19 protein-coding genes are annotated in these 20,717 nt (G+C 70.4%); 7 read left to right on the top strand and 12 right to left on the bottom strand.

The genetic code is table 11. From position 1 onward, the window contains the following. Positions 1-20: 20 nt before the first annotated feature. On the bottom strand, positions 21-560 hold the full coding sequence (locus IM777_RS13815; RefSeq protein WP_194383781.1) for an NADPH-dependent FMN reductase: 540 nt from the start codon (positions 558-560) through the stop codon (positions 21-23). Positions 561-968: 408 nt separating this feature from the next. Between IM777_RS13815 and IM777_RS13810 the strand changes: the two genes are divergently transcribed. Together IM777_RS13810 and IM777_RS13805 are read left to right on the top strand one after the other, a co-directional pair. After that, positions 969-1,517, top strand: coding sequence for a flavin reductase family protein (locus IM777_RS13810; protein ID WP_194383780.1), 549 nt, complete (start codon positions 969-971; stop codon positions 1,515-1,517). Next, a complete protein-coding gene (locus IM777_RS13805; protein WP_194383779.1) occupies positions 1,514-2,218 on the top strand; it encodes a riboflavin kinase in 705 nt (234 codons plus the stop codon). Before IM777_RS13810 ends, IM777_RS13805 begins: the two co-directional genes overlap by 4 nt. Before the next feature lie 25 nt (positions 2,219-2,243). Here the strand turns inward: IM777_RS13805 and pgi are convergent, their stop codons facing one another. Together pgi and IM777_RS13795 are read right to left on the bottom strand one after the other, a co-directional pair. Beyond that, positions 2,244-3,923, bottom strand: a complete 1,680-nt coding sequence (pgi, locus tag IM777_RS13800) for a glucose-6-phosphate isomerase (RefSeq protein WP_194383778.1) — start codon at positions 3,921-3,923, stop codon at positions 2,244-2,246. A 171-nt stretch (positions 3,924-4,094) separates the two neighbouring features. Next, complete coding sequence (locus tag IM777_RS13795) at positions 4,095-4,937, bottom strand: helix-turn-helix transcriptional regulator (protein WP_194383777.1); 843 nt, start codon at positions 4,935-4,937, stop codon at positions 4,095-4,097. 100 nt (positions 4,938-5,037) lie between these two features. Between IM777_RS13795 and IM777_RS13790 the strand changes: the two genes are divergently transcribed. Next, a complete protein-coding gene (locus IM777_RS13790) occupies positions 5,038-5,799 on the top strand; it encodes an SDR family oxidoreductase (protein WP_194383776.1) in 762 nt (253 codons plus the stop codon). 247 nt (positions 5,800-6,046) lie between these two features. Here IM777_RS13790 and IM777_RS13785 read toward each other — a convergent pair whose 3' ends face one another. The 6 genes from IM777_RS13785 to IM777_RS13760 form a co-directional block, all read right to left on the bottom strand. Continuing rightward, complete coding sequence (locus IM777_RS13785) at positions 6,047-7,159, bottom strand: LacI family DNA-binding transcriptional regulator (RefSeq protein ID WP_194383775.1); 1,113 nt, start codon at positions 7,157-7,159, stop codon at positions 6,047-6,049. A gap of 25 nt (positions 7,160-7,184) precedes the next feature. Then, complete coding sequence (locus IM777_RS13780; RefSeq protein WP_194383774.1) at positions 7,185-9,071, bottom strand: glycoside hydrolase family 3 protein; 1,887 nt, start codon at positions 9,069-9,071, stop codon at positions 7,185-7,187. A 62-nt stretch (positions 9,072-9,133) separates the two neighbouring features. Next, positions 9,134-10,030: a carbohydrate ABC transporter permease gene (locus IM777_RS13775; protein WP_194383773.1), complete on the bottom strand. Its 897-nt coding sequence runs from the start codon at positions 10,028-10,030 to the stop codon at positions 9,134-9,136. A gap of 4 nt (positions 10,031-10,034) precedes the next feature. Beyond that, a complete protein-coding gene (locus IM777_RS13770; RefSeq protein WP_071045604.1) occupies positions 10,035-10,991 on the bottom strand; it encodes a carbohydrate ABC transporter permease in 957 nt (318 codons plus the stop codon). 8 nt (positions 10,992-10,999) lie between these two features. After that, positions 11,000-12,271 (bottom strand): extracellular solute-binding protein, encoded by a 1,272-nt coding sequence (locus tag IM777_RS13765; protein WP_194383772.1) that lies wholly within the window; start codon positions 12,269-12,271, stop codon positions 11,000-11,002. Positions 12,272-12,509: 238 nt separating this feature from the next. Beyond that, positions 12,510-12,869: a hypothetical protein gene (locus tag IM777_RS13760; RefSeq protein ID WP_194383771.1), complete on the bottom strand. Its 360-nt coding sequence runs from the start codon at positions 12,867-12,869 to the stop codon at positions 12,510-12,512. A 155-nt stretch (positions 12,870-13,024) separates the two neighbouring features. On the opposite strand from IM777_RS13760, the gene IM777_RS13755 reads away from it, so the two are divergent. Further along, complete coding sequence (locus IM777_RS13755) at positions 13,025-14,461, top strand: coiled-coil domain-containing protein (RefSeq protein ID WP_194383770.1); 1,437 nt, start codon at positions 13,025-13,027, stop codon at positions 14,459-14,461. Positions 14,462-14,820: 359 nt separating this feature from the next. On the opposite strand, the gene IM777_RS13750 is transcribed toward IM777_RS13755, so the two are convergent. Beyond that, positions 14,821-16,146, bottom strand: a complete 1,326-nt coding sequence (locus tag IM777_RS13750; protein ID WP_071045608.1) for a UDP-glucose dehydrogenase family protein — start codon at positions 16,144-16,146, stop codon at positions 14,821-14,823. A gap of 58 nt (positions 16,147-16,204) precedes the next feature. After that, positions 16,205-17,914 (bottom strand): bifunctional NAD(P)/FAD-dependent oxidoreductase/class I SAM-dependent methyltransferase, encoded by a 1,710-nt coding sequence (locus IM777_RS13745; RefSeq protein ID WP_228480821.1) that lies wholly within the window; start codon positions 17,912-17,914, stop codon positions 16,205-16,207. Positions 17,915-17,990: 76 nt separating this feature from the next. Between IM777_RS13745 and IM777_RS13740 the strand changes: the two genes are divergently transcribed. Beyond that, positions 17,991-18,545 carry a helix-turn-helix domain-containing protein gene (locus IM777_RS13740; RefSeq protein ID WP_071045609.1) on the top strand — a complete coding sequence of 185 codons (555 nt, stop codon included), beginning with the start codon at positions 17,991-17,993 and terminating at the stop codon, positions 18,543-18,545. 156 nt (positions 18,546-18,701) lie between these two features. Then, the gene (locus tag IM777_RS13735; RefSeq protein WP_194383769.1) at positions 18,702-19,151 is read left to right on the top strand and encodes a DUF805 domain-containing protein; all 450 of its coding nucleotides are present in this window, start codon (positions 18,702-18,704) and stop codon (positions 19,149-19,151) included. Positions 19,152-19,234: 83 nt separating this feature from the next. Here IM777_RS13735 and IM777_RS13730 read toward each other — a convergent pair whose 3' ends face one another. Further along, positions 19,235-19,390 carry a hypothetical protein gene (locus IM777_RS13730; protein ID WP_176759454.1) on the bottom strand — a complete coding sequence of 52 codons (156 nt, stop codon included), beginning with the start codon at positions 19,388-19,390 and terminating at the stop codon, positions 19,235-19,237. 123 nt (positions 19,391-19,513) lie between these two features. On the opposite strand from IM777_RS13730, the gene IM777_RS13725 reads away from it, so the two are divergent. Then, complete coding sequence (locus IM777_RS13725) at positions 19,514-20,431, top strand: aldose 1-epimerase family protein (RefSeq protein ID WP_194383768.1); 918 nt, start codon at positions 19,514-19,516, stop codon at positions 20,429-20,431. The last annotated feature ends 286 nt before the right edge of the window (positions 20,432-20,717 follow it).

Genomic DNA, 20,717 nt, shown 5'->3' with positions numbered 1-20,717 from the left:
AATCCTCCGTCGGCCGTCGTTCAGGCGGTCACGGGCGCGTCGGCCGTCGCGGCGGCGACGGTGGCCAGGCGGTTGAGATTGCTGCGGTACTCGGCGGCGGCGTTAGCGACGACCTCGTCGAGCTTGTCCATCTGGCTGAGGGCCAGGTAGAAGCCGCGTCCGGGAACGGTCGCGCCGAGCTCCACCAGGAGCGGTGAGAGCGTGAAGGTCGGGCCCATCGCGTGGGTGAAGTCGGCGCCGGTGTGCACCGGGATCGCCGTGACGCCGGCGAGGCCGTTCGCGGGGTATCGATCGAGGAAGGCCTTGAGGAGGCCGGTGTAGGTCGCCTTGTAGGTCGGCGACGCGAACACCACCAGGTCGCTCTCGGCGACCTGCGTGTTCAGGGCGGACATCTTCTCCGACGGCCACGCGAAGATCTCATCCACGTGGTCGGCGAGGTCGATGACCTCGAGTTCGTACGAGCCGGGGCTCAGCAGGTGGGAGACCAGAAGCTCGGCCACCTTGCGGGTGCGGGATGCCGGCTTGGGGTTGCCGACGACGACCATGACTTTCAACGACATATGTTGCTCACATCCGTACCGGTTGAGGGGGAACGGAGAGTGCCGTGACTCCACGTAGCGCAGGGGCTGTGGGGCGCACGAGACCTCCACACGCATCCAGGTTCTTTTGGCCCGGAGCGCCCGCAACGGCTTACGCTGCGAGACCGATTCTGCCACCGTCGTGTTTCCGGAGTGTGTCGAAGGTCACGGATCGTCACACGACGCGCGCAATACGCCGTTTACATCCGTGTGACCGACGGGCAATGCGCCCGGCGCACACTGGATCTCGCAGCGTAAGCCGCTGCGGACCCTCTCGGGACACAAGACCCCGGGGGCAAGCATCGGGTCTGGAAACGGACCGCGTTCGTTGCGTGCCGCCGATCGACCCGTGCTCACCAACCGAGCGACGTCGTCGAAAGGGAGTCCGTCATGACCCTGCTGTACCCGGAAGTATCCGAGAGCACGCGCGTGCTCGATGTGCCCACTCACGACCCCGACCATGTGCGCGGGGCGATGGGAAGGTTCCCGACCGGCGTGGTCGCGCTCTGCGCCATCGTCGACGGCGTGCCCGTCGGGATGGTCGCCTCGTCGTTCTCCGTCGGCGCGTCGTACAGCCCGCCGATGGTGATGTTCTCGGTGCAGAACTCCTCCACGACCTGGCCGATCCTCCGTCGAGCCGTGCGGATCGGGGTCAGCGTGCTCGGATCGCACCAGTCCGACTCCTGCATGCAGCTCGCGTCGCGCAGCCGCGACCGCTTCGACGGGCTGGCGACGACCGTGACCGACGACGGTGCCGTGCTGATCGACGGCGCGGCGATGTGGTTCGACTGCGACGTCTACAGCTGCGCTCCGGCAGGAGACCACTCGGTCGTCGTGATGCGGGTGCACACCATGAACATCGACGACGCGGGTGCGCCGCTGATCTATCACGAGCGCAGGTTCCACGGGCTGGCCGTGATCGACGGAGGTCGCGCGTGACCCCGGAGGAGCTGCGCGTGCTGGCGGATCCTGCCGAGGCGGCGATGGTGCACTCCGTCGGTGGGGCCCCGGCCGTCATCGGCACGGTCATCCACGGCGATCAGCGCGGGCGCGAACTGGGCTTCCCGACCGCGAACCTCGCGCTCGCATCCGACGACCGCATCGAGGACGGCGTCTGGGCCGCCGACGTCTACGTCGGCAACGTGCGCCACATCGCCGCCGCCTCGATCGGCCGCCGCCCCACGTTCTACGCCGCCGGAGGCGTGCGCCTGCTCGAACCGTTCCTGCTGGATTTCGACGGCGACCTCTACGGTCGAACGATCGTCGTGCACCTGCGCGAGCGGATCCGTCCGCAGCGGCGGTTCGCCAGCGCGGTCGCGCTCATCCAGCAGATGCGTCGCGATGTCGAGGACGTTCGCCGGTGGGCGCAGACGGCGCGTTCGCGACCGCTTCGCGCACGCGCGGCGCTGCCCGCGGGCGCCGCATCACGATCACCGCAGCGGCATGGGGCGCGGGACGCCCAGCGGCGCCGCCTCATCGAAGCCGCGGTGCAGCAGGAGCTCGCCGCCGGCGCCGTCATCTCGCACGAGCGGATCGCCGCCGTGTCCGGCGTGCCGGTCGGCTACCTCCGGTGGCTGCTCCCGTCGATCGACGACCTGCGCGCGGTGGCTCGCGAGGTCACGGTGCCGTACCCCCGCTGAGCGGTCCTGGGCGGCGCCAAGCGGATCAGGAGCGGTGCGTGCGGTAATACTCCAGCAGGGCGCGGGTGGATGCATCCTGCGCGGCGATCGCATCCTCGTCGCCCTCGATCGCGGGGGCGATCTGCAGCGCGAGCTGCTTGCCGAGCTCGACCCCCCACTGGTCGAAGGAGTTGATGCCCCAGATCACGCCCTGCGTGAACGTGATGTGCTCGTACAGAGCGACCAGCTCGCCGAGCACGCGCGGGGTGAGCGCCGGCGCGAAGATCGACGTGGTCGGCCGGTTGCCGGCGAAGGTGCGGGCGGCCACGAGCGCACCCGTCGTGCCCTCGGCCTCGACTTCCTCGGCGTTCTTGCCGAACGCGAGCGCCTTGGTCTGCGCGAGGAAGTTCGACAGGAACAGTCCGTGAACGTCGCGGCCGTCGTCCTGAAGCGGGTAGGCGGGGTTCGCGAAGGCGATGAAGTCAGCCGGGATGAGGCGGGTGCCCTGGTGGATGAGCTGGTAGAACGCGTGCTGTCCGTTGGTGCCCGGTTCGCCCCAGAACACCTCGCCGGTGTCGGTGGTGACGGGCGTGCCGTCCCAGCGCACGGACTTTCCGTTGGATTCCATGGTGAGCTGCTGCAGGTACGCGGCGAAGCGGCTGAGCTGCTGGGCATAGGGGAGCACGGCGTGCGACTGGGCGCCGAGGAAGTTGACGTACCAGACGTTCAGGAGCCCCATGAGCACCGGCACGTTCTCGGCGAGCGGCGTCGAGCCGACGTGCTCGTCGACGGCGTGGAAGCCCGCGAGCAGCTCGCGGAAGACCTCCGGGCCGAACTCGATCATGAGCGACAGGCCGATGGCCGAGTCGACCGAGTAGCGGCCGCCGACCCAGTCCCAGAACCCGAAGGCGTTGTCGGTGTCGATGCCGAAGTCGGCGACCTTGGGCAGGGCGGTCGAGACCGCGACGAAGTGGTGGGCCACTGCGTCGGTCTTCGCCGCATCCGACCCGTCGATGGCGCCGGCTGCCTCGAGCCCCGCCCACAGCCAATCTCGCGCGAGCCGGGCGTTGGTGAGGGTCTCGAGCGTGGTGAAGGTCTTCGAGGCGACGATGAAGAGGGTCGTCTCGGGGTCGAGCCCCTTGGTCTTCTGGGCCATGTCGGTCGGGTCGATGTTCGACACGAACCGAGCCTGGATGCCGGCATCGGCATATGGCTCCAGCGCGGCCGAGATCATCACCGGGCCGAGATCCGAGCCGCCGATGCCGATGTTGACGATATGGGTGACCTTCTTGCCGGTCACGCCCTTCCATTCCCCGCTGCGTACGCGGTCGGCGAAGGCCGCCATGCGCGAGAGCACCTCCTGCACGTCGTCGTCGACGTTCTGTCCGTCGACGACGAGCGCGGGCTCGGAGCCGGCCGGGCGACGCAGGGCGGTGTGCAGCACCGCACGATCCTCTGTCGTATTGATGTGCTCGCCGGCGCGCATCGCGGCGTAGCGCTCGGCGACACCGGTCTGTTCGGCGAGCTTCACGAGCGAGGCGAGGATCTCGTCGGTGACGAGGTTCTTCGACAGGTCGACGTGCAGGTCGGCGAGCGGGAAGCTGAGCTTTCCGACACGGTCATCGTCGGCGGCGAACCAGCCGCGCAGATCGGGGTCGAACGAAGCGCGGTGGGCGTCGAGCTCAGCCCACGCGGAGGTGCCGGTCGGATCGATGGGAGCAGTCACGCCCCTACCGTAGCGCGGCGGCTCGGTCGTGGTCGGCCGAACGTCACCGGTTCGCAACTCCTCAAGAATCGGGCGGGAAGCGCCACAGCCGCGCCGCACGGCGCTTCGGCTGCCCACTTTGAGGAGTTGCGAACACGCGCATCCGGCATGGGGTCGCTCGCCTCCGCGGCGTCACGCGCCGAAGGACTGCGTGCCGACGACGGAGAGCAGGCGGATCTTCTCGCCGTCGTCGCCGCCGGGCTCCGGAGTGAGCACCAGCAGGGCCTGCGAACGGTCCTCGGTGAACAGCACCTGACAGTCGACCTCGATGGCCCCGACCTCCGGGTGCAGCACCGTCTTGTGATCGGCGAAGCGCCGCGCCACCACCTGCTGCTCCCACAGCTCGCGGAACTCCGCGCTGCGCGAGGTGAGCTCCGCCGCGAGTTCCCCCGCCAGGGAGCGGACGCCCATCTCGCCCACGGCGGCACGCAGGCCTGACACGAGTGCGCGGCTCTGCTGCGGGTGGTAGCTCTCGGGGTAGTGCGCGCGAGCATCCCCGGGTCCGGTGAACCACCGATACGCCTCGTACCGGTTCCACCCGGTCTCGGCCACGTGATCGCCGAAGAGCGCCACAGCCAGCGCATTCTGCTCGAGCGTCTCGCCGAGGGTCGAGATGATGAGCGCCGGGGTGTCCTCGAGTCGGTCGAACACGCGCCGGAGCGCCGGGGAGACATAGGCGGATGCGGTGCGCCGGTCGGGCGCGGCATGCCCGGCCACGCGGAACAGGTAGTCGCGCTCATCGGCGGTCACACGCAGCGCGCGGGCGAGGGCGGCGAGCATCTGCGTGCTCGGCTGCGGACCGCGCCGCTGCTCGAGCCGCGTGTAGTAATCGGTCGACATCGTGGCCAGCTGCGCGACCTCCTCGCGACGCAGCCCCGGGGCGCGCCGCCGCGCGCCGGCACCCAACCCGACATCGGCCGGCTGCAGCGTCTCCCGGTGCCGGCGCAGGAACTCCGCGAGCGCATCCCGATCCATGTCCTCATCCTTCCTCGCGCCACCGGCTCCATCCAGGGATCGTCGATCCCCCGATGAGCGCTCTCTGGTCGGCCCCGACCGGCCGGCGAAAACTCGTCCCATGCGAATGAGCGGAAACACCATCTTCATCCCCGGCGCGACGAGCGGCATCGGGCTGGCCCTCGCCGAACGATTCCACGCGGCCGGCAACACCGTGATCGTCGGCGGTCGCCGCCGGCACCTGCTCGACGAGATCGCCGCCGCCCACCCCGGCATCGACGCCGTCGAAATCGACACGGCCGACGCCGCCTCCATCGCGGCAGCGTGCGCGGATGTCATCGCGCGGCATCCCGACCTCGACGTCGTGATCGCGATGGCCGGCATCATGCGCGCCGAGGACTGGACCCACCCAGACGGCTTCGTCTCCTCGGCCGAGCAGATCGTCACCACGAACGTGCTCGGCCCCATCCGGCTGATCGGCGCCCTCATCGAGCACCTGCGTGCCCAGCCGGATGCGACGATCATGACCGTCTCGTCGGGCCTCGCCTTCGCGCCGCTGCGCGCGACGCCGAGCTACAACGCCTCGAAGGCGGCCATCCACATGCTGAGCGAGTCGCTGCGCCTGCAGCTTGCGGGCACATCGGTGCGCATCGTCGAGCTCGAACCGCCGGCGGTCGCCACCGACCTCATGCCCGGTCAGCGGCAGAGCCCGATCGCGATGCCCCTCGCGGAGTTCGTCGACGAGGTCATGTCGATCCTCGAGGCGGAGCCGGATGTCACCGAGGTGCAGGTCGAGCGCGTGAAACACCTGCGATACGGCGAGCAGCGCGGCGACTACGCCGACGTGGTGGCGACGCTGAACGCCACAGATCCGCACGCCTGACCCGCGCAGCCCGCTGCGCAGCTGCCCCCCCCGCTGTTCGCAACTCCTCAAGAATCGGGCCGGAAGCGCCACAGCCGCGCCGCGCGGCCGTTCGGCTGCCCACTCTTGAGGAGTTGTGAACGCGCGCACAGGGCAACCCGCGCGGCACCCGCGCCGGCGCGCGCCGCGCGCACCAGGCCACCCGCCCCGGACTTCCGCCCCCGGCACCCGCAGCCGCTCCCGGCCACCCCTCTCGCGACGCGCGGGCTCAGCCGCAGCCGCAGCTGCCGCCGAGCTGGAGGGCGACGGCGACGGTCACCGTGCGGGGCGCGATCGAGCCGTCGCCCGGGTCGGTGAGCAGCAGATGGGCGGCGAGGCGGCCCATGAGCTCCATCGGCTGCCGCACCGTGGTGAGCGTGGGGGTGGATGTGCGCGTGGCCTGGATGCCGTCGAACCCGGCGATCAGCACGTCGCGCGGCGCCTCGACACCCCGCTCGCGCAGCGCATCGATGACCGCCAGCGCGGTCTGGTCGGTCGCGCAGACGAGCGCGTCCGGAAGCGACCCGGCATCGGCCCGCTCGAGCAGGGCGGTGAAGACGGGGTCGACGCCGACGTCCACCGGGTCGACCAGTTCGCCGGTCACCTCCGCGTGAGAAACCACCGCGGCGTCGAAGGCGTCGCGGCGCTGGCGGGGATCCCAGCCGTCGGCCGCGCCCACCCACCCGAGGCTGCGCGCGCCGTGCACGGTGACGAGGTGGTCGACGAGCGAACGGATGCCGCCGACGTTGTCGGCGAGCACGTGGTGCCCCGGCCCGCCGGCGCTGGAGACCATCACCACCGGCACCGAGGAGCTCAGCGCGGCCGTCGGAGCCAGGCCGACGTGGCCGGGGAGGATGGCGAGCCCGTCGACCTGACCGGCGGTCTCGGCGATCTCGTTCGGCCCGGTGCCGCCGCGTCGCAGCAGCACCCCGGTGGTGTTGCGGCGGCATTCCAGCACGAACCCGCGCTGCACCTCGTCCACGTAGAGCGGGAAGACCTTCGGCTCGCTGGCGCGCGCGTCTTCGGCGGCATCCCACTCCAGAACGGGTGCGCCGAGGTCGAGCGTCGACAGATCGACGAGACCCTCGTCGGCGGCCGGCGTTCCGGGTGCGACGTCGAGCAGCAGGTCGAACAGGTGCAGCCCAAGCACCCCGGTGCGGCCCCGGGCGAGGTTGCGCGCGGAGCCGCTCGGCACGTACCCGATCTCGCGCGCCGCCTGCAGCACGACCTCGCGCGTCTCCGCACGCACTTTGTCGGGGCGGCGGAACGCGAACGACACGGTCGCGATCGACACGCCGGCCCGCTCCGCGACGTCGTAGACGGTCGGTCGGCTCGTGGGCATGTGCTCCTCGCTCTCCTGGGAGATCCTACTGACGCGCCGCCACCGGCTCCGGGGCCGCCGCCACCGGAGCCGGCGCCACCGGACGCAGGCCGAAACCGCGCGGGAAGACGGGGTCGGCGGTGCCGTCGGGAACATCCGTCGCCGACGCGCGCACCGCATCCATCGACCGGGGGATCTCCACCGGCAGCACGCCACGCGGCGGGATGCGGCCCGACAGGGCCGCGAGCACGGCCTCGTCGGAACTGCCGTAGTCGGCGACGAGGGCGGATGCGACCGGCAGCAGCGGGGTGAGCACGGCCGGGCGATCGAGGTTCACGACGATCACGAGCGGCACCTGATCGGCGATGCACGCGAGACGCACGGCGAGTCCGGGCGGGAACTCCAGCGACCCCTGGTGGAACCACTTCTCCAGGAACAGGTCGTCGCGCGGGTCGAAGGGCGCCCCGATCCGCACGATCGCGACATCCGCCTCCTCGGGCCGCACGGCGCGCTCGCCGTACGCGGCGACGGCATGATCGGCGAGGCCCTCGGCGTAGATCCGCGCGCCGGGTGCGGCGAACAGCGGCAGCGTCTCCTCCCGGTCGACGAGCACCGTGACCGACTCCGCCTGGGCCCGGGTGCCGGCCTCTCGGAAGGCGGCGTTGCCGACGATGCGCTCCGCGGCGTCTTCGTCGACGTAGGGATCGTCGAACAGGCCGAGCTGGAACTTCACCAGCAAGATGCGCCGCACCGACGCATCCAGGCGCTCCTCGGCGACGGCTCCCGAGCGCACGAGGTCCAGCAGCAGGTCCACGCACTCCTCGCCGCCGAACTGGTCGACGCCGGCATCGAGCAGCATGCGCATGCGCCCCGTCGCGTCGAGGTGCTCGACACCCCACGCGCGGGCGGGGAGCACCTGGTCGCCGACGTGGTTGTCGTTGACGAGCTCCCAGTCGGTGACCACGACGCCGTCGAAGCCGAGCTCCTCCCGCAGCAGGTCGGTGACGATCTGCCGGTTGTAGGCGAACCCGACCTCGTCGATCGGCCGCCCGTCGCGCTCGAGGCCGACCGGCATGCCGTAGTACGGCATCATCCCCGCCGTGCCGCGGCGGATCGCCTCGCGGAACGGCGCGAGGTGGTACTCGAACATCCCGCCCGGGTAGTCCTGCTCGCGGCCGTACGGGAAGTGCGCGTCTTCGCCGTCGCGCTGGGGTCCGCCGCCGGGGAAGTGCTTCGTCGTGCACGCGACCGACTCCGGCCCGAGCGCGTCGCCTTGGAAGCCCTCCAGATACGCGGCGGTGATCTGCGATACGCGCTCGGCGTCGTAGCCGAACGTCTGCGCCTGGCGTCCCCAGCGGGGCTCGGTCGGCAGGTCGATCTGCGGGTGCAGCGCCGCACGGATGCCGACGGCGCAGTACTCCTGCCGGGCGACGTCGGCGAAGGTGCGGATGACCTCGAGGTCGTCGAGGGCAGCGAGGCCCATCGGCTCCGGCCACTGCGAGAAGGGCCCGGCCGAGAAGGCGACCCCGGTGTTCTCGACGAACGCGTGGCGCGGGTCGGTGCTGATCGTCACGGGGATGCCGTGCGGCGTCTGCTCGGCCAGCCGCTGCAGGTTGTTGCTCCAGCGGGCGCCGGCCCGTGCGGTCGGGATGTGGTGCACGTTGAAGTGGCTCATCCCCTTGCCGAGGATCACCGTCGAGGTCGGCGACTTCGAGATCGCTCCGGGGGTCTCGAGCAGATCGCCGTCGTCGCCGAGCTCGATGACCGTCTGGAACATCAGGCCCGCCTTCTCCTCGAGCGACAGGCGCGCGAGGAGGTCGGCGGTGCGTTCTTCCGGCGTGAGGCGAGGGTCCTCGTAGGGGTCCATCACCCCGTTGCCGTTGAGGTCGCGGAACCGGGTGCCGTCGGGTGCGGTCGAGAGGGTGGGCTGCATCGGAAGGGCTCCAGAGAGGGGTCTCGGGTCGGAAACAGGGATGCGCGGCGCGGCCGGGCCGGTCACTTCAGGCCCGTGGTCGCGACGCCGCGGATGAACCAGCGCTGCAGGAACACGAACAGCACGATGATCGGGGTGATCACCAGCACGGACCCTGCCAGCAGCAGCCCGTAGTTCGTGGCGTTCTGCCCGGTCGAGTACAGCGACAGGGCCACCGGGAGGGTGTACATCTCCTCGGTCTGGGCGGCCACGAGCGGCCACAGGAAGTTGTTCCACGAAGACAGGAACGTGAGGATGCCGAGGGTCGCGAGCGGCGGCCCGCACAGCGGCATGACGATGCGCGTGAAGATGCGCCACTCGCCCGCCCCGTCCAGGCGCGCCGCCTCCAGCAGCGGCTCGGGGATGCCGAGCATGAACTGGCGCATGAGGAACACGCCCACCGGGGCGGTGACGAACGGGAGGATCAGCGCCGGGTAGGTGTTCACCAGGCCGAGCGAGGAGACCATCACGAACAGCGGCACGAAGGTCACCACGCCCGGCACCATGAGGGTCACCATCACCAGCAGGAACAGCAGCCGCTTGCCGGGGAACTCCATCTTCGCGAGCGCGTATCCGACCATCGAGCAGAACACGAGGTTGCCGAGCACGGTGAACACGGCGACGATCGCGCTGTTGGCGAAGAACTGCCAGAAATCCAGCGGCCCGAACCAGGCCGCGAAGTTCTCCAGCGTCGGGTTCTGCGGCAGCCATGTCGGCGGCCGCTGCAGGATCTCGCCCTGTGTCTTCAGCGAGCCGAGCAGCATCCACACGAACGGGATGAGCCACAGCACCAGCCCCACGGTGAGCACCGTGTAGGTGAGGGCGCGGGGTCCGAAGCCGCGGCGCCTGCGCCGGCGGGGCGGGGTGGGGGATGCGGCCGCGGCGGCATCCACGGGACGGTCGAGGACGGTCGTCGTCATCGGTTCAGTCCTTCGATCGGAGCAGGCGGAACTGCAGCAGGCTCAGCAGGGCGATCGCGAGGAAGAGCACGTAGCTGGCCGCCGAGGCGAGGCCGTACTCGCCGAATCCGAACTGCTGGTAGGTGTAGTAGGCGACCGAGAGGGTCGAGTCGAGGGGGCCGCCGCGGGTCATCACGAACGCCTCCTCGAAGAACTGCAGGTAGCCGACCGAGATGAGCACGGCACCCAGCAGCAGGGTGGGGCGCAGCAGCGGCAGGGTCACCGACACGAGGCGTCGCCACGCGGATGCGCCGTCCATCGTCGCCGCCTCGTTGACGTCTTCGGGCACGGCCTGCAGGCCCGCGAGGAAGATGATCATGAGGGTGCCGACGTTGCGCCACACCGCCATGACGATGAGCGAGGGCAGGGCCCACGTGGTGTCGTTCAGCCAGTTGGGGCCCTCGATGCCCACGAGTGCGAGGGCGGAGTTGAGCAGTCCGTCGGGCAGCAGGATGTAGCGCCAGACCACGGCGACGGCGACGATGCTCGTGACGACCGGGGCGTAGTAGCCGACGCGGAAGAACGACACGATCTTGCCGCGACCGCTGTTGAGCGCGAGCGCCAGGGCGAGGGCGACGACCATCGTCAGCGGGATGCCGACGAGCACGAACACCGCCGTCACGCGCATCGAGGTGAGGAACCGCGGATCCTGGAAGAGGGTGAGGTACTGCTCGAACCACACGACGTTCACCGCGAACGGGCTCTGGATGTCGCGTGAGGTGAAGTCGGTGAACGACATCGCGAACGACCCGATGATCGGGAAGAGCATGAACACCGCGAAGACGGCGACGAAGGGGAGTGCGAAGCCCCATGCGATGAGGGCCTGACGCTTGCGCTGCCGATCGTGCAGCCCGCCCTTGCGGGTTCCCGGGCTCCCGGAGCCCGTGCGGGCCCCGGGAGCGACGAGTGTCGAGGTCGACATGGGTCAGGTCACTCCAGGCCGATGGCGTCGGCGTCGGCGTCGGCCTGAAGGGTGGCGAGCACGCCGGCGATGTCGCCGTCGCCGCGGCGGAGCTGTTCGAGGGCCTGGTCGCCCTTCGCGGCCACCTGCACCCAGCTGGTGGTCACCGGCGGGGCCTTGGCGGTCTCGAGCTGCGTGCCGAAGGTCTCGAGGCTGGCGTCGTCGGCGAGCGCCGGGTCGTCCCAGGCCGGCTGCGCGGCGGGGAGGTCACCGGTGGCCTCGTAGAACGCGACCTGCGTCTCGGGCTGGCTCAGCCAGTCGACGAGCTTCCATGCCGACTCGGCGTTGTCGCTGCCGTCGAAGACGACGAGGTTCGCGCCGCCACTGAACGACACCGACTCCTCGTCGGCCGGCAGCACCGCGGTGGCGTACTGGTCGGCGAACTCCTCACCGGCGGCCAGCTCCAGCGAGCCGCGCAGGAAGGGACCCTCCACGACCATCGGGGAGACGCCGGAGACGAACTCCGACTCCGTCGCGCCCGAGGAGAAGTCGGCGTTCGGGTCGGCAAGCCCCTCGTCGAAGAAGCTCTGGTAGTACTCCAGCCCCTCCGCCATCTCGGGGGTGTCGAGGGTCCACGACTCTCCGTCGGTGAGCTCCGCGCCGGCCGACCACGGCATCCACATCGACCCCTGGAACGAGTCCGCGCCCGCGGGCAGGCGGATGCCCCACTCGCTGCCGGCCTCGGTCTGCAGGTCGGTGGCCATCTGCTTCAGCTCGTCCCACGTGGTCGGGGCTTCGTCCCATCCGGCCTCGGCGGCGAGGTCGGTGCGGTAGTAGAGCACGCGCGTGTCGACGTACCACGGCACACCGGCGGCGCGCTCGTCGAACTCGGTCGTGCTGACGGCGCCGGGGAAGAAGTCGGCGGTGTCGATCGCGTCGGGGACGGTGGCGAACGCGTCGCCGAAGTCGGCCATCCACGTCGAGCCCATCATGGCGACATCCGGTGTCGTGCCGCCCGCGATGGCGGTCTGGAACTTGTTGTGCGCGGCATCCCAGGGAATGGCGGTGACGTCGACCGTCGCGTCGGGGTTCGCCTCTTCGAACGCCGCGACGAAGTCGGGAAGCGCCTCGCCCTCGGCGCCCATCGCCCACACGGTGATGGTGCCTTCGGCGGGGCTGTCGTCGAGGGTGACGGCCTCGGACGGGCCGGAGGCGGTGTCGTCCGCGCGTCCGCACGCGGTGAGGGTGAGGGATGCGGCGGTGAGCACCGCGACACCCCCGAGAGCGGTCTTGAGCTTCACGTGTTCCTCCTTGAATCGGGCTGATCCGGCTGTGGATCTATGCGCATAGATTGCGATGGCTCCCAGGAGTCTAAGCGCATAGATTGCGATCTACAACCCTCATGCGAATAGGGCGAGGTTTACAACTCCTCAACAACCGACGTGAATGCGCGTTTTGGGCGCCCTCAGGTCGATACCCGGTCCGGAGAGGAGGAGTTATGAACGCGCGCGGTGTGGGTGCGACGCGTTGGGTGCCCGCCTAAGAGCGGAAGTAGCGGCTGGCGGAGCTGGTGTAGAGCAGCAGCAGTCCGATCAGCGGAAGCACCGATCCGAAGATTCCCGCGAACAGCCCCTCGCCGGTGAAGATGCCGATGATCTCGAGGGCGATGTTGATGACGAAGACGACGGTGGCGATGATGCGGGCCGTGTTGTTGCCGCGCCACAGGCCGACACCGACGGCGAGGGTGACGACGCCGACGACGAGGCTGATCCAGGCGAGCAGCGCCGACGGGGTGATGAGCAGTCCGCCGAGGATGCCGAAGATCGCTCCGATGATCTGGAAGAACCCGATCAGCCAGGCGACGATTGCGACGAGGGTGACTCCGAGAGGACGGCTCATGCCTCACACGCTAGCGGGGCCGTGTCGGGTTCGCACGTGCGGGCTCTGCGGCATCTCATAGGAATCTCCCCGGGCGAAGAGCGGGTCGATGAGGCAGGGTGGAGGGGTCGGCTCGCCGGCCGGCATCCTCCCCATTCCTCGCTGGAAGGTTCCGCATGTCCGACGACGTCCGACACGATGCATTCGATGAGCTTCTGTCTTCGCAGAGCGACCAGGGCGGCGGGTCGGGTGAGGGCGGCAACGCGTTCACCGTGGCGTTCCGCGGGTACGAACGCCGCGAGGTCGACGACGCCATCGGGGAGTTGACGGCGCGCGTGCAGCGCTATCAGAACGAGCTCGCCGCCACCGAGCAGTCGCGCCGCGACTCGCTCGACGAGATGCGTGCGCAGCAGCAGGCCGAGATCGAGAAGCTCGTCTCAGACAACGCCGCGGCCCTCGACAAGCTGCGCTCGGAGCAGCAGGAGGCGCACGCCCAGCTCGAAGCCGATCTCGCCGCCGCGACCGCGCAGCTTGGTGAGGCCGAGACGAAGGTGACGGCGCTCACCGCGGAACTCGCCGGCACCCCGGTCGAAGAGGGCGTCGCGAACGACCGCGAGCAGTTCGAGGCCGTGCTGCGCGTGGCCGAGGAGCAGGCGAGCCTGCTGATCCGCAACGCCGCGTCGCAGGCCGAGCGCCTGCTCGAAGCCGCACGCGAGCAGGCGGAGGGTGTTCGGTCGGAGGCGAAGAACGACGCCGCGACGATCGTCGAGAAAGCGCAGCACGACTCGGATCAGAACCGGCTGCGCATCGACACGGAGTACACCGCGCACGAGGCGCGCCTCGAGCGGGAGGCGGCGCACGCGACGGAGAAGGTGCTGCAGGCCGAGCGCGAGGCGGAGGCCATTCGATCCGAGGCAGAGAAGGGTGCGGCGGCGCTGCGGGCGATGGTGACCCGCGAGACGACCGACATGCGCACCGAGGCCGAGGCGGCCGTGCGGGAGATGAACGCGCGCGTGCTCGAGTTCGAGGAGACCCTGACGCGGCGCCAGGACGACGCCCAGCAGGAGTTCCTCGTGCTCCACAACCAGGCCGTCTCGCACGCCGAGCGGATCACGTCCGACGCGAACGCACAGGTGGCGGCATCCCTCGAGCACGCCCAGCGCATCTCGAACAAGGCCGAGGACTACGAGCGGCTCATGCGCGCGCAGGCGCAGCAGATCGACGCCGACGCGCGGGTGAAGGCGCAGCAGACCATCGACCGGGCGCGCGAGAAGGCGCAGAAGATCGTCGACACCGTCACCGGACACAGCAACGATGTGCTGCGCGACGCCGAAGACCGTGCCCGGCAGCTGCGCTGGCAGCAGCAGCAGATGACGAGCTTCATGGCCGAGGTGCGCGAGCTCATCCGCCCCGACGGCCTCAAGGTCGCGGATCCGGCCCCGTCCGGGGATTCGGGAGACGCCGAGGCGTCGCGGAGCGTCGAGCGGTCGGGCACCGTCGAGGTGTCGGAGGCGTCTGACGAGCCCGCGGATGACGATCCCGCCGCCGGCGACGAGGGGCCCGGTTCCGGCGAGTCGAAGACGAAGGGCGCTGCTTCCGGCGCGTCGAGGTGACGTGAGGGCGGAGTCGCGCGGCTGACGTGCCCCAACTCAGGCTGAGAAGGTCTTACCGGCTCGCATTCGGCCCGGCAGGCCTTCGCGCCCTGAGTAAGGGCACGCGGGTGGTGGTTGCCCACGCCCAACCTGGGCGTCGTGCCGGTGGCCATGTCGATGCCGCCGGTGCTTTGGGTCGGGTGCCGGCTCACCCGCGGATCCGGCCCTAACTCAGGCTCAGCGAGTGCCTGAGGTTTCCCAGATGGCGCTTTACGTCGTTGGAGCCTGAGTTGGGGCACATGGACAGGGGAAACGGCTCCGTCCGCCCGGGGGTCGGCGGCGGGCGCCGGCGGCGAAGGCCGTCGTCCGCGGGCGTCGCGTCAGGGGCGGCCCATGCCGTGGTATTCGAAGCCGGCCCCTCGCCAGGCGGTGGCGTCGAGGCAGTTGCGGCCGTCGATGACGACCTTGCCGGTGACGAGGGTGGCGGCGTGGGCGGGGTCGAGGTCGCGGCGCCATTCGTCCCATTCGGTGACGACGATGACGGCGTCGGCGCCGGTGAGGGCCTGGTCGCGGTCTTCGACGTAGTCGAGTTGGGGGTGGATGCGGCGGGCGTTCTCGATCGCGGCGGGGTCGGTGACGGTGACCTTCGCGCCGAGGCCGTGCAGGCGCACGGCGACGTCGAGGGCGGGGGAGTCGCGGATGTCGTCGGAGTGGGGTTTGAACGCGGCGCCGAGGACGGTGACGTTCTTGTTGTAGACGGTGCCGCCGAGGGCGGTGACGGTGAGGTCGACGGCGCGGTCGCGGCGGCGGAGGTTGATCGCGTCGACCTCGCGGAGGAACGCGACCGATTCGCCCTTGCCGAGTTCTTCGGCGCGGGCGCTGAATGCACGGATGTCCTTCGGGAGGCAGCCGCCGCCGAAGCCGATGCCGGCGCCGAGGAACTTGCGGCCGATGCGGGCGTCGTGGCCGATCGCGTCGGCGAGGGTGGTGACGTCGGCGCCGGTGACTTCGGCGATCTCGGCCATCGCGTTGATGAAGCTGATCTTCGTGGCCAGGAACGCGTTGGCGGAGACCTTCACGAGCTCCGCGGTGGCGTAGTCGGTGACGATGAACGGCGTGTTCTTGGCGATGGCGGTGTGGTACACCTCGCGGAGCACATCGGCGCAGCGTTCTCCCTCGGGGGTGGGATGACCGTTCTCGGACGGAACGCCGGCGACGAGCCGGTCGGGGTCGACGGTGTCCTGCACGGCCCAGCCTTCGCGGAGGAACTCGGGATTCCACACCAGCGTCGCACCGGTCTCGGCGACACGGCCGGCGAGGTTCGCGGCGGTGCCGACCGGCACGGTCGACTTCCCCGCGACGAGGTCGCCCTCGGACAGGTAGGGGAGCAGGCCGTCGACGGCCGCGTTGACGTAGGTGAGGTCGGCGGCGTATCCGCCGGCCTGCTGCGGCGTGCCGACACCGATGAAGTGCACCTTCGCGCCCTGCGCGGCGGCCATGTCGGTCGTGAACGACAGGCGTCCGGACGAGATGCCCTCGGTGAGGATCTCCTGCAGGCCCGGCTCGAAGAACGGCGCGTCACCCTTCGACAGCGACGCGATCTTCCGCTCATCGACATCGATCCCGACCACCTCGTGACCGATCGAGGCCATCGCCGCCGCGTGCACCGCACCCAGGTACCCGCACCCGATCACCGAAAGACGCATGAAACCCCCATGAGAGAAGACAGACACTCTGTCTTACCAGACAGACGTTTCCACTCTGTCACGGCGCTCGCACGGCGCGGAGCACCACATCCTCCACGTGGTGGCCGCTGGCGGCTCCGGCCGGTCGCGGCCGCGTCTCGCGCACCTCGATGCGCCAGCCGCCGTCGGCCGCGAGTGCAGTGGCGATCTCGTCGACGCCGACGTACGCCGCCGGATCGAAGATGCGCGTGTGCGCCGCCGGATCGCTCTGCTCGAGCGCCCACGACGGCTCGTGTGCGACGACCAGCAGCGTTCCTCCCGGTGCGACGGCACCGAGCAGCGCCTGCAGGCCGCGGCCCTCGGGTGTGCGGGCGAAGGATCCGTACTGCAGCGAGACGAGGTCGTACTCCTCCGCGCCGTAGGGGTGGATGCTGTTCGCATCCGCGTGCACGGTGCGCACGTCGAGCCCGCGGCGCGCGGCTTCCTCCTCGACCCGCCCGAGGGCGCGGGAGGAGACGTCGGATGCGGTCACGTGCCATCCCCGCTCGGCGAGCCACAGCGCATCCGCTCCTTCGCCGGTGCCGACGTCGAGCGCTCGACCGGGGACGAGGTCGGATGCGTCGGCGACCAGCGTGCCGTTGGGGTTGCCGCTCCAGACGCGCTCGCCGCCGTAGCGATCGTCCCATTCGACCTCCACGCCGGAGGGGCGGGCGCCCGAGGCCAGATCGTCGCCGGCGAGGCTGAAGGCGATCTGCGCGCCGACGAGGCTGCCGTTCGCCGCGGCGGGCAGCACCTGCAGGCTCGGGTCGGCGACGTTGCCCGCGGCGAAGACGCCGTCGACGGCGGTGCGGCCCGTGGCATCCACCGCGAGCGTCTCGCCGAGACCGCTGGGGTGGGGTGTCGCCTGCAGGCCGAGGCCGGTGAGCATGCCGGTCCGGGCATGAAAGCGCGATCCCACGAGCACGGCGTCGGCGGCGAGCATCCGGCCATCGACGAGCTCTATCCCGAGGGCGCCGTCGGCGTCGGCGACGCGCGACACCGCGGTCTCGACGACGGGAACCCCCGAGGCGGCGAGAGTCTGCAGGGCGTCGCGATCGATGCCGGCGCCATCGTGCACGACGACGGTGAGCCGGTCGGTGAGGTGCCGCATGAGCGGGGTCGGATGCAGCCCCATCGGCGTCGTCACGATCTGCACCACCCGGCGGTCGCGCACCTCCCAGCCGTGGCAGAAGGGGCAGTGGATGACCTCGCGTCCCCACCGCTCGCGCAGCCCGTCGATCTCGGGCAGCTCGTCGGTCAGGCCGGATGCGACGAGCACCCGTCGCGCCAGCAGCGCGCTGCCGCCGGAGAGCTCGAGGCGGAAGAGGTCGCCGTCGCGCCGCACATCGAGCACGCGCCCGGACAGAACTTCGCCGCCGTACGAGCGGACTTCCTCGCGGCCGATCGCGCGCAGCTCGGCCGGCGGTGCGCCCTCGCGCCCGAGGTAGCTGTGCATGTGCGCGGCGGGGGCGTTGCGTGCCGTGTCGTCGTCGACGACGATGACCGACCGGCGCTGGCGGGCGAGCTGCAGCGCGCCGGCAAGGCCGGCGGCCGACCCGCCGATCACGGCGACGTCGCAGCGGCGCGTCATGGCGGGCGGCGTGTGCGCGGCGGCACTGTGCGCGGGTGGGGTGTGTGCGGCGGCACCCTCTGCAGGCCGGGTGTGCGCGGCGGCACTGACCGCGGGTGGGGTGTGTGCGGGCGGCGTGTGTGCGGCGGCGCCGGTGTGCGGATCGTGGTCGTGGCCCATGTCGACAGCGTAGGCTCGCCTGGCGGATTCCGGATGCCCGCTTGCACAATTCGCAAGGGCGGCGCATACTGATCCCATGGTGACCGCAGACGTCGAGAAGCTCGCCCGTGCTCGCCTGCGCAGCATCCGCACCACCCTCGGCTACTCGCTCGACGAGATCGCGGCGCGGAGCAATCTCAGCGCGTCGACGATCAGTCGCATCGAGACCGGCAAGCGCACGCTGAGTCTGGATGTGCTGGTGCCGCTCGCCGGCGCGCTGCAGGTGAGTCTGGATGCCCTCTTCCACGCCGATGACGATGACGACGTCGTGATCCGTCCCACGCAGCATCGCTCCGGCAGCCGCACGACGTGGGCGCTGAATCGCGTCGACGGGCGCACGATGGCGATGAAGATGCGGCTGGAACCCGAAGCCGCCCTGCCCGCTCCGCGGGTGCATCCGGGATACGACTGGTTCCTCGTGCTGGAGGGTCGCGTGCTGCTGCAGCTGGGGGAGCGGCGGATCGAGGTCGGCGAGGGTGAGGCGGCGGAGTTCTCGACGATGACGCCCCACGCGATGACGGCGCTCGACGCCCCGGCAGAGCTCGTCATGGTGTTCGACCGCGAGGGCCAGCGCGCGCATCTGCACCGCTGAGTCGTGTCGGGAGGTCGCGTGCCGGGACGTCGCGTGCCGGCAACGCCGAATTCGTGTTGGGTCGCGTCACAATCCTGCGAGTCGGCCCACGTGTCGGGCACAGTAGGGATGCCGCCCGATTGGGCGGATCCGCATCCGATCTCTTGGGGGATATCCGTGACCAACGTTCCCGCCTCGCCTTCGCTGTCGCAGCCGCTCTACGGTGCGTCGTTCGGGCAGGCCTTCACGCGCTTCTGGAAGAAGTACGCGACCTTCAGCGGCCGCGCGAGCCGCAGCGAGTTCTGGTGGTGGTACCTCGCGAACATCATCATCGTGACGGTGCTCTACATCATCACCGCGATCGGCGGCTTCGCCGGGGCGAGCATCGACTCGGCCACCGGTGCGTCGGCGCCCGGCCCGCTGTTCGGTGTGGGGATCGCACTGCTGGTCATCTGGTGGCTCGCGATCATCGTGCCGACCCTGGCGCTCTCGTGGCGCCGTCTGCACGACACGAATCGTTCGGGCCTGTTCTGGTTCCTCGGGTTCATTCCGGTCGTCGGCGGCATCATCCTGCTGGTGCTGTTCGTGCTCGACAGCGACCCGGCCGGAGCGCGCTTCGACGCCTGATCCTCGCCCAGCCGCAATGCGGGCCCGTCACCCCGGTGGGTGGCGGGCCCGCATTGCGTTCTGCAGCGGGCACCCGGGTGCGGTCAGTCCTCGCCGCGGTCGTCGACCGTGGCCTCTTCGGCGGCATCCATCGCGGCTTCGCCCTCTTCCGGCGACTCCGAGCCGGCGCCGCGGGTGCCCTCGTTCGGACCGGGCGCGGCGCTGTCGTCGTGGCGGTTCGTCGATTCTTCTGTCGTCATCGTGACTGTTCCCCTTTCGTCCTCGTCTACTCAAGAGGCTGCGCGGCCGAGCGTGCAGGGGGTTGCGGATGTCGGGGAGACGTGGTGGGTCGTTCGGCCGGCGCGAGCCCTAGGCTGGGCGCCGTGACCGACATCCTGGGAGAACAGTTCGTGCTCGACGACGGCGCGGTGCGCGTCGAGGTGAGTGCGCTCGCCGCCGTGCTGCGGGAGGTGCGGGTGCGCGGCATCCGGATCACCGAGACCGTCGACCCGAGCGGGCTGCCGCCGAAGGGGTGCGGCATCGTGCTGTCGCCGTGGCCGAATCGCGTTGCGGATGCGCGCTGGCAGCTGAACGGCGCGACGCAGCAGCTCGACGTGACGGATGTCGCGCGCGGCGGTGCCATCCACGGTCTGCTGCGCAACACGGCCTACACGCTGCGTGAGCGCACGGATCGGTCGCTCACGCTCGCCGCGATGATCCATCCGCAGCACGGCTGGCCGTTGCTGCTCGAGTCGTGGGTGACATACGCGCTGGACGGCGACGGTGTGGCCGTGACGCACGGCGTGCGCAATCACGCGGATGCGCCGGCCCCGTGGGCCGTCGGCGCGCATCCCTACTTCCGCGTCGGCGAGGTGTCGACGGATGAGCTGACGCTGCGGGTCGACGCCGGTGTTCGTCTCGAGCTCGACGAGCGCCTCAATCCGGTCGCGGAGCGGGATGTGACCGCGGGCGAATTCGATCTGCGCGGTGGGCGTTCGCTCCACGGTGCCGATCTGAACGTCGCCTACGGGCGACTCGCGAATCGCGACACCCGGGGGACGATCGCGCGGCTGGAAGCGCCGGACGGTGCGGCGACGGAGGTGTGGGCCGATCCGGAGTTCGGGTGGTTGCAGGTGTTCACGCCCGCCGATTTCCCCGGCGCCGACGGTGTCGGTCGCGCGGTGGCGCTCGAGCCGATGTCCGCGCCGCCGAATGCCCTGAACTCCGGCATCGATCTGATCTGGCTCGCCCCCGGCGAGACTCGCGAACTCACCTGGGGCGCTCGCCACCTCCCCGCCTGACCCGCCCCGCCCGCCGCCTCTCCCGGCCGTTGAGCGAGCACCCGCGCCCACCGGTCGTTGAGCGAGCGAAGCGAGACGAAACGGTGAGGATGGGTGTGGGCTTTTGGTTGCTGGTGCTGGCTTGAGACGAAACCGACGCCGTGTGGTTGTCCTTCGCGCGATCTGTCGCGCTGGTTGCCGGGAGTTCATGCCCTTGCTCGGGTGGCCGAGCCGGGCGGGAGTGACTTGATAGGACCCTGCAAGAGGCTCATCACCGTTTTGTCCGCCCGGCCCGGTGAAGTCATCC

It is taken from the genome of Microbacterium luteum (assembly GCF_015277875.1).
Classification (GTDB): domain Bacteria; phylum Actinomycetota; class Actinomycetes; order Actinomycetales; family Microbacteriaceae; genus Microbacterium; species Microbacterium luteum.
Note: the sequence above shows the minus strand (reverse complement) of the source record. Positions and strands in the feature narration are given on the sequence as shown.

Bases quoted from the DNA above. Each gene is read 5' to 3' on its own strand.
- IM777_RS13755 (WP_194383770.1), top strand. From the start codon at position 13,025: ATGTCCGACGACGTCCGACACGATGCATTCGATGAGCTTCTGTCTTCG.
- IM777_RS13740 (WP_071045609.1), top strand. From the start codon at position 17,991: ATGGTGACCGCAGACGTCGAGAAGCTCGCCCGTGCTCGCCTGCGCAGC.
- IM777_RS13785 (WP_194383775.1), bottom strand. From the start codon at position 7,159: ATGCCCACGAGCCGACCGACCGTCTACGACGTCGCGGAGCGGGCCGGC.
- IM777_RS13790 (WP_194383776.1), top strand. From the start codon at position 5,038: ATGCGAATGAGCGGAAACACCATCTTCATCCCCGGCGCGACGAGCGGC.
- IM777_RS13745 (WP_228480821.1), bottom strand. From the start codon at position 17,914: ATGGGCCACGACCACGATCCGCACACCGGCGCCGCCGCACACACGCCG.
- IM777_RS13810 (WP_194383780.1), top strand. From the start codon at position 969: ATGACCCTGCTGTACCCGGAAGTATCCGAGAGCACGCGCGTGCTCGAT.
- IM777_RS13780 (WP_194383774.1), bottom strand. From the start codon at position 9,071: ATGCAGCCCACCCTCTCGACCGCACCCGACGGCACCCGGTTCCGCGAC.
- IM777_RS13730 (WP_176759454.1), bottom strand. From the start codon at position 19,390: ATGACGACAGAAGAATCGACGAACCGCCACGACGACAGCGCCGCGCCC.
- IM777_RS13760 (WP_194383771.1), bottom strand. From the start codon at position 12,869: ATGAGCCGTCCTCTCGGAGTCACCCTCGTCGCAATCGTCGCCTGGCTG.
- IM777_RS13750 (WP_071045608.1), bottom strand. From the start codon at position 16,146: ATGCGTCTTTCGGTGATCGGGTGCGGGTACCTGGGTGCGGTGCACGCG.
- IM777_RS13815 (WP_194383781.1), bottom strand. From the start codon at position 560: ATGTCGTTGAAAGTCATGGTCGTCGTCGGCAACCCCAAGCCGGCATCC.
- IM777_RS13775 (WP_194383773.1), bottom strand. From the start codon at position 10,030: ATGACGACGACCGTCCTCGACCGTCCCGTGGATGCCGCCGCGGCCGCA.
- IM777_RS13770 (WP_071045604.1), bottom strand. From the start codon at position 10,991: ATGTCGACCTCGACACTCGTCGCTCCCGGGGCCCGCACGGGCTCCGGG.
- IM777_RS13795 (WP_194383777.1), bottom strand. From the start codon at position 4,937: ATGGATCGGGATGCGCTCGCGGAGTTCCTGCGCCGGCACCGGGAGACG.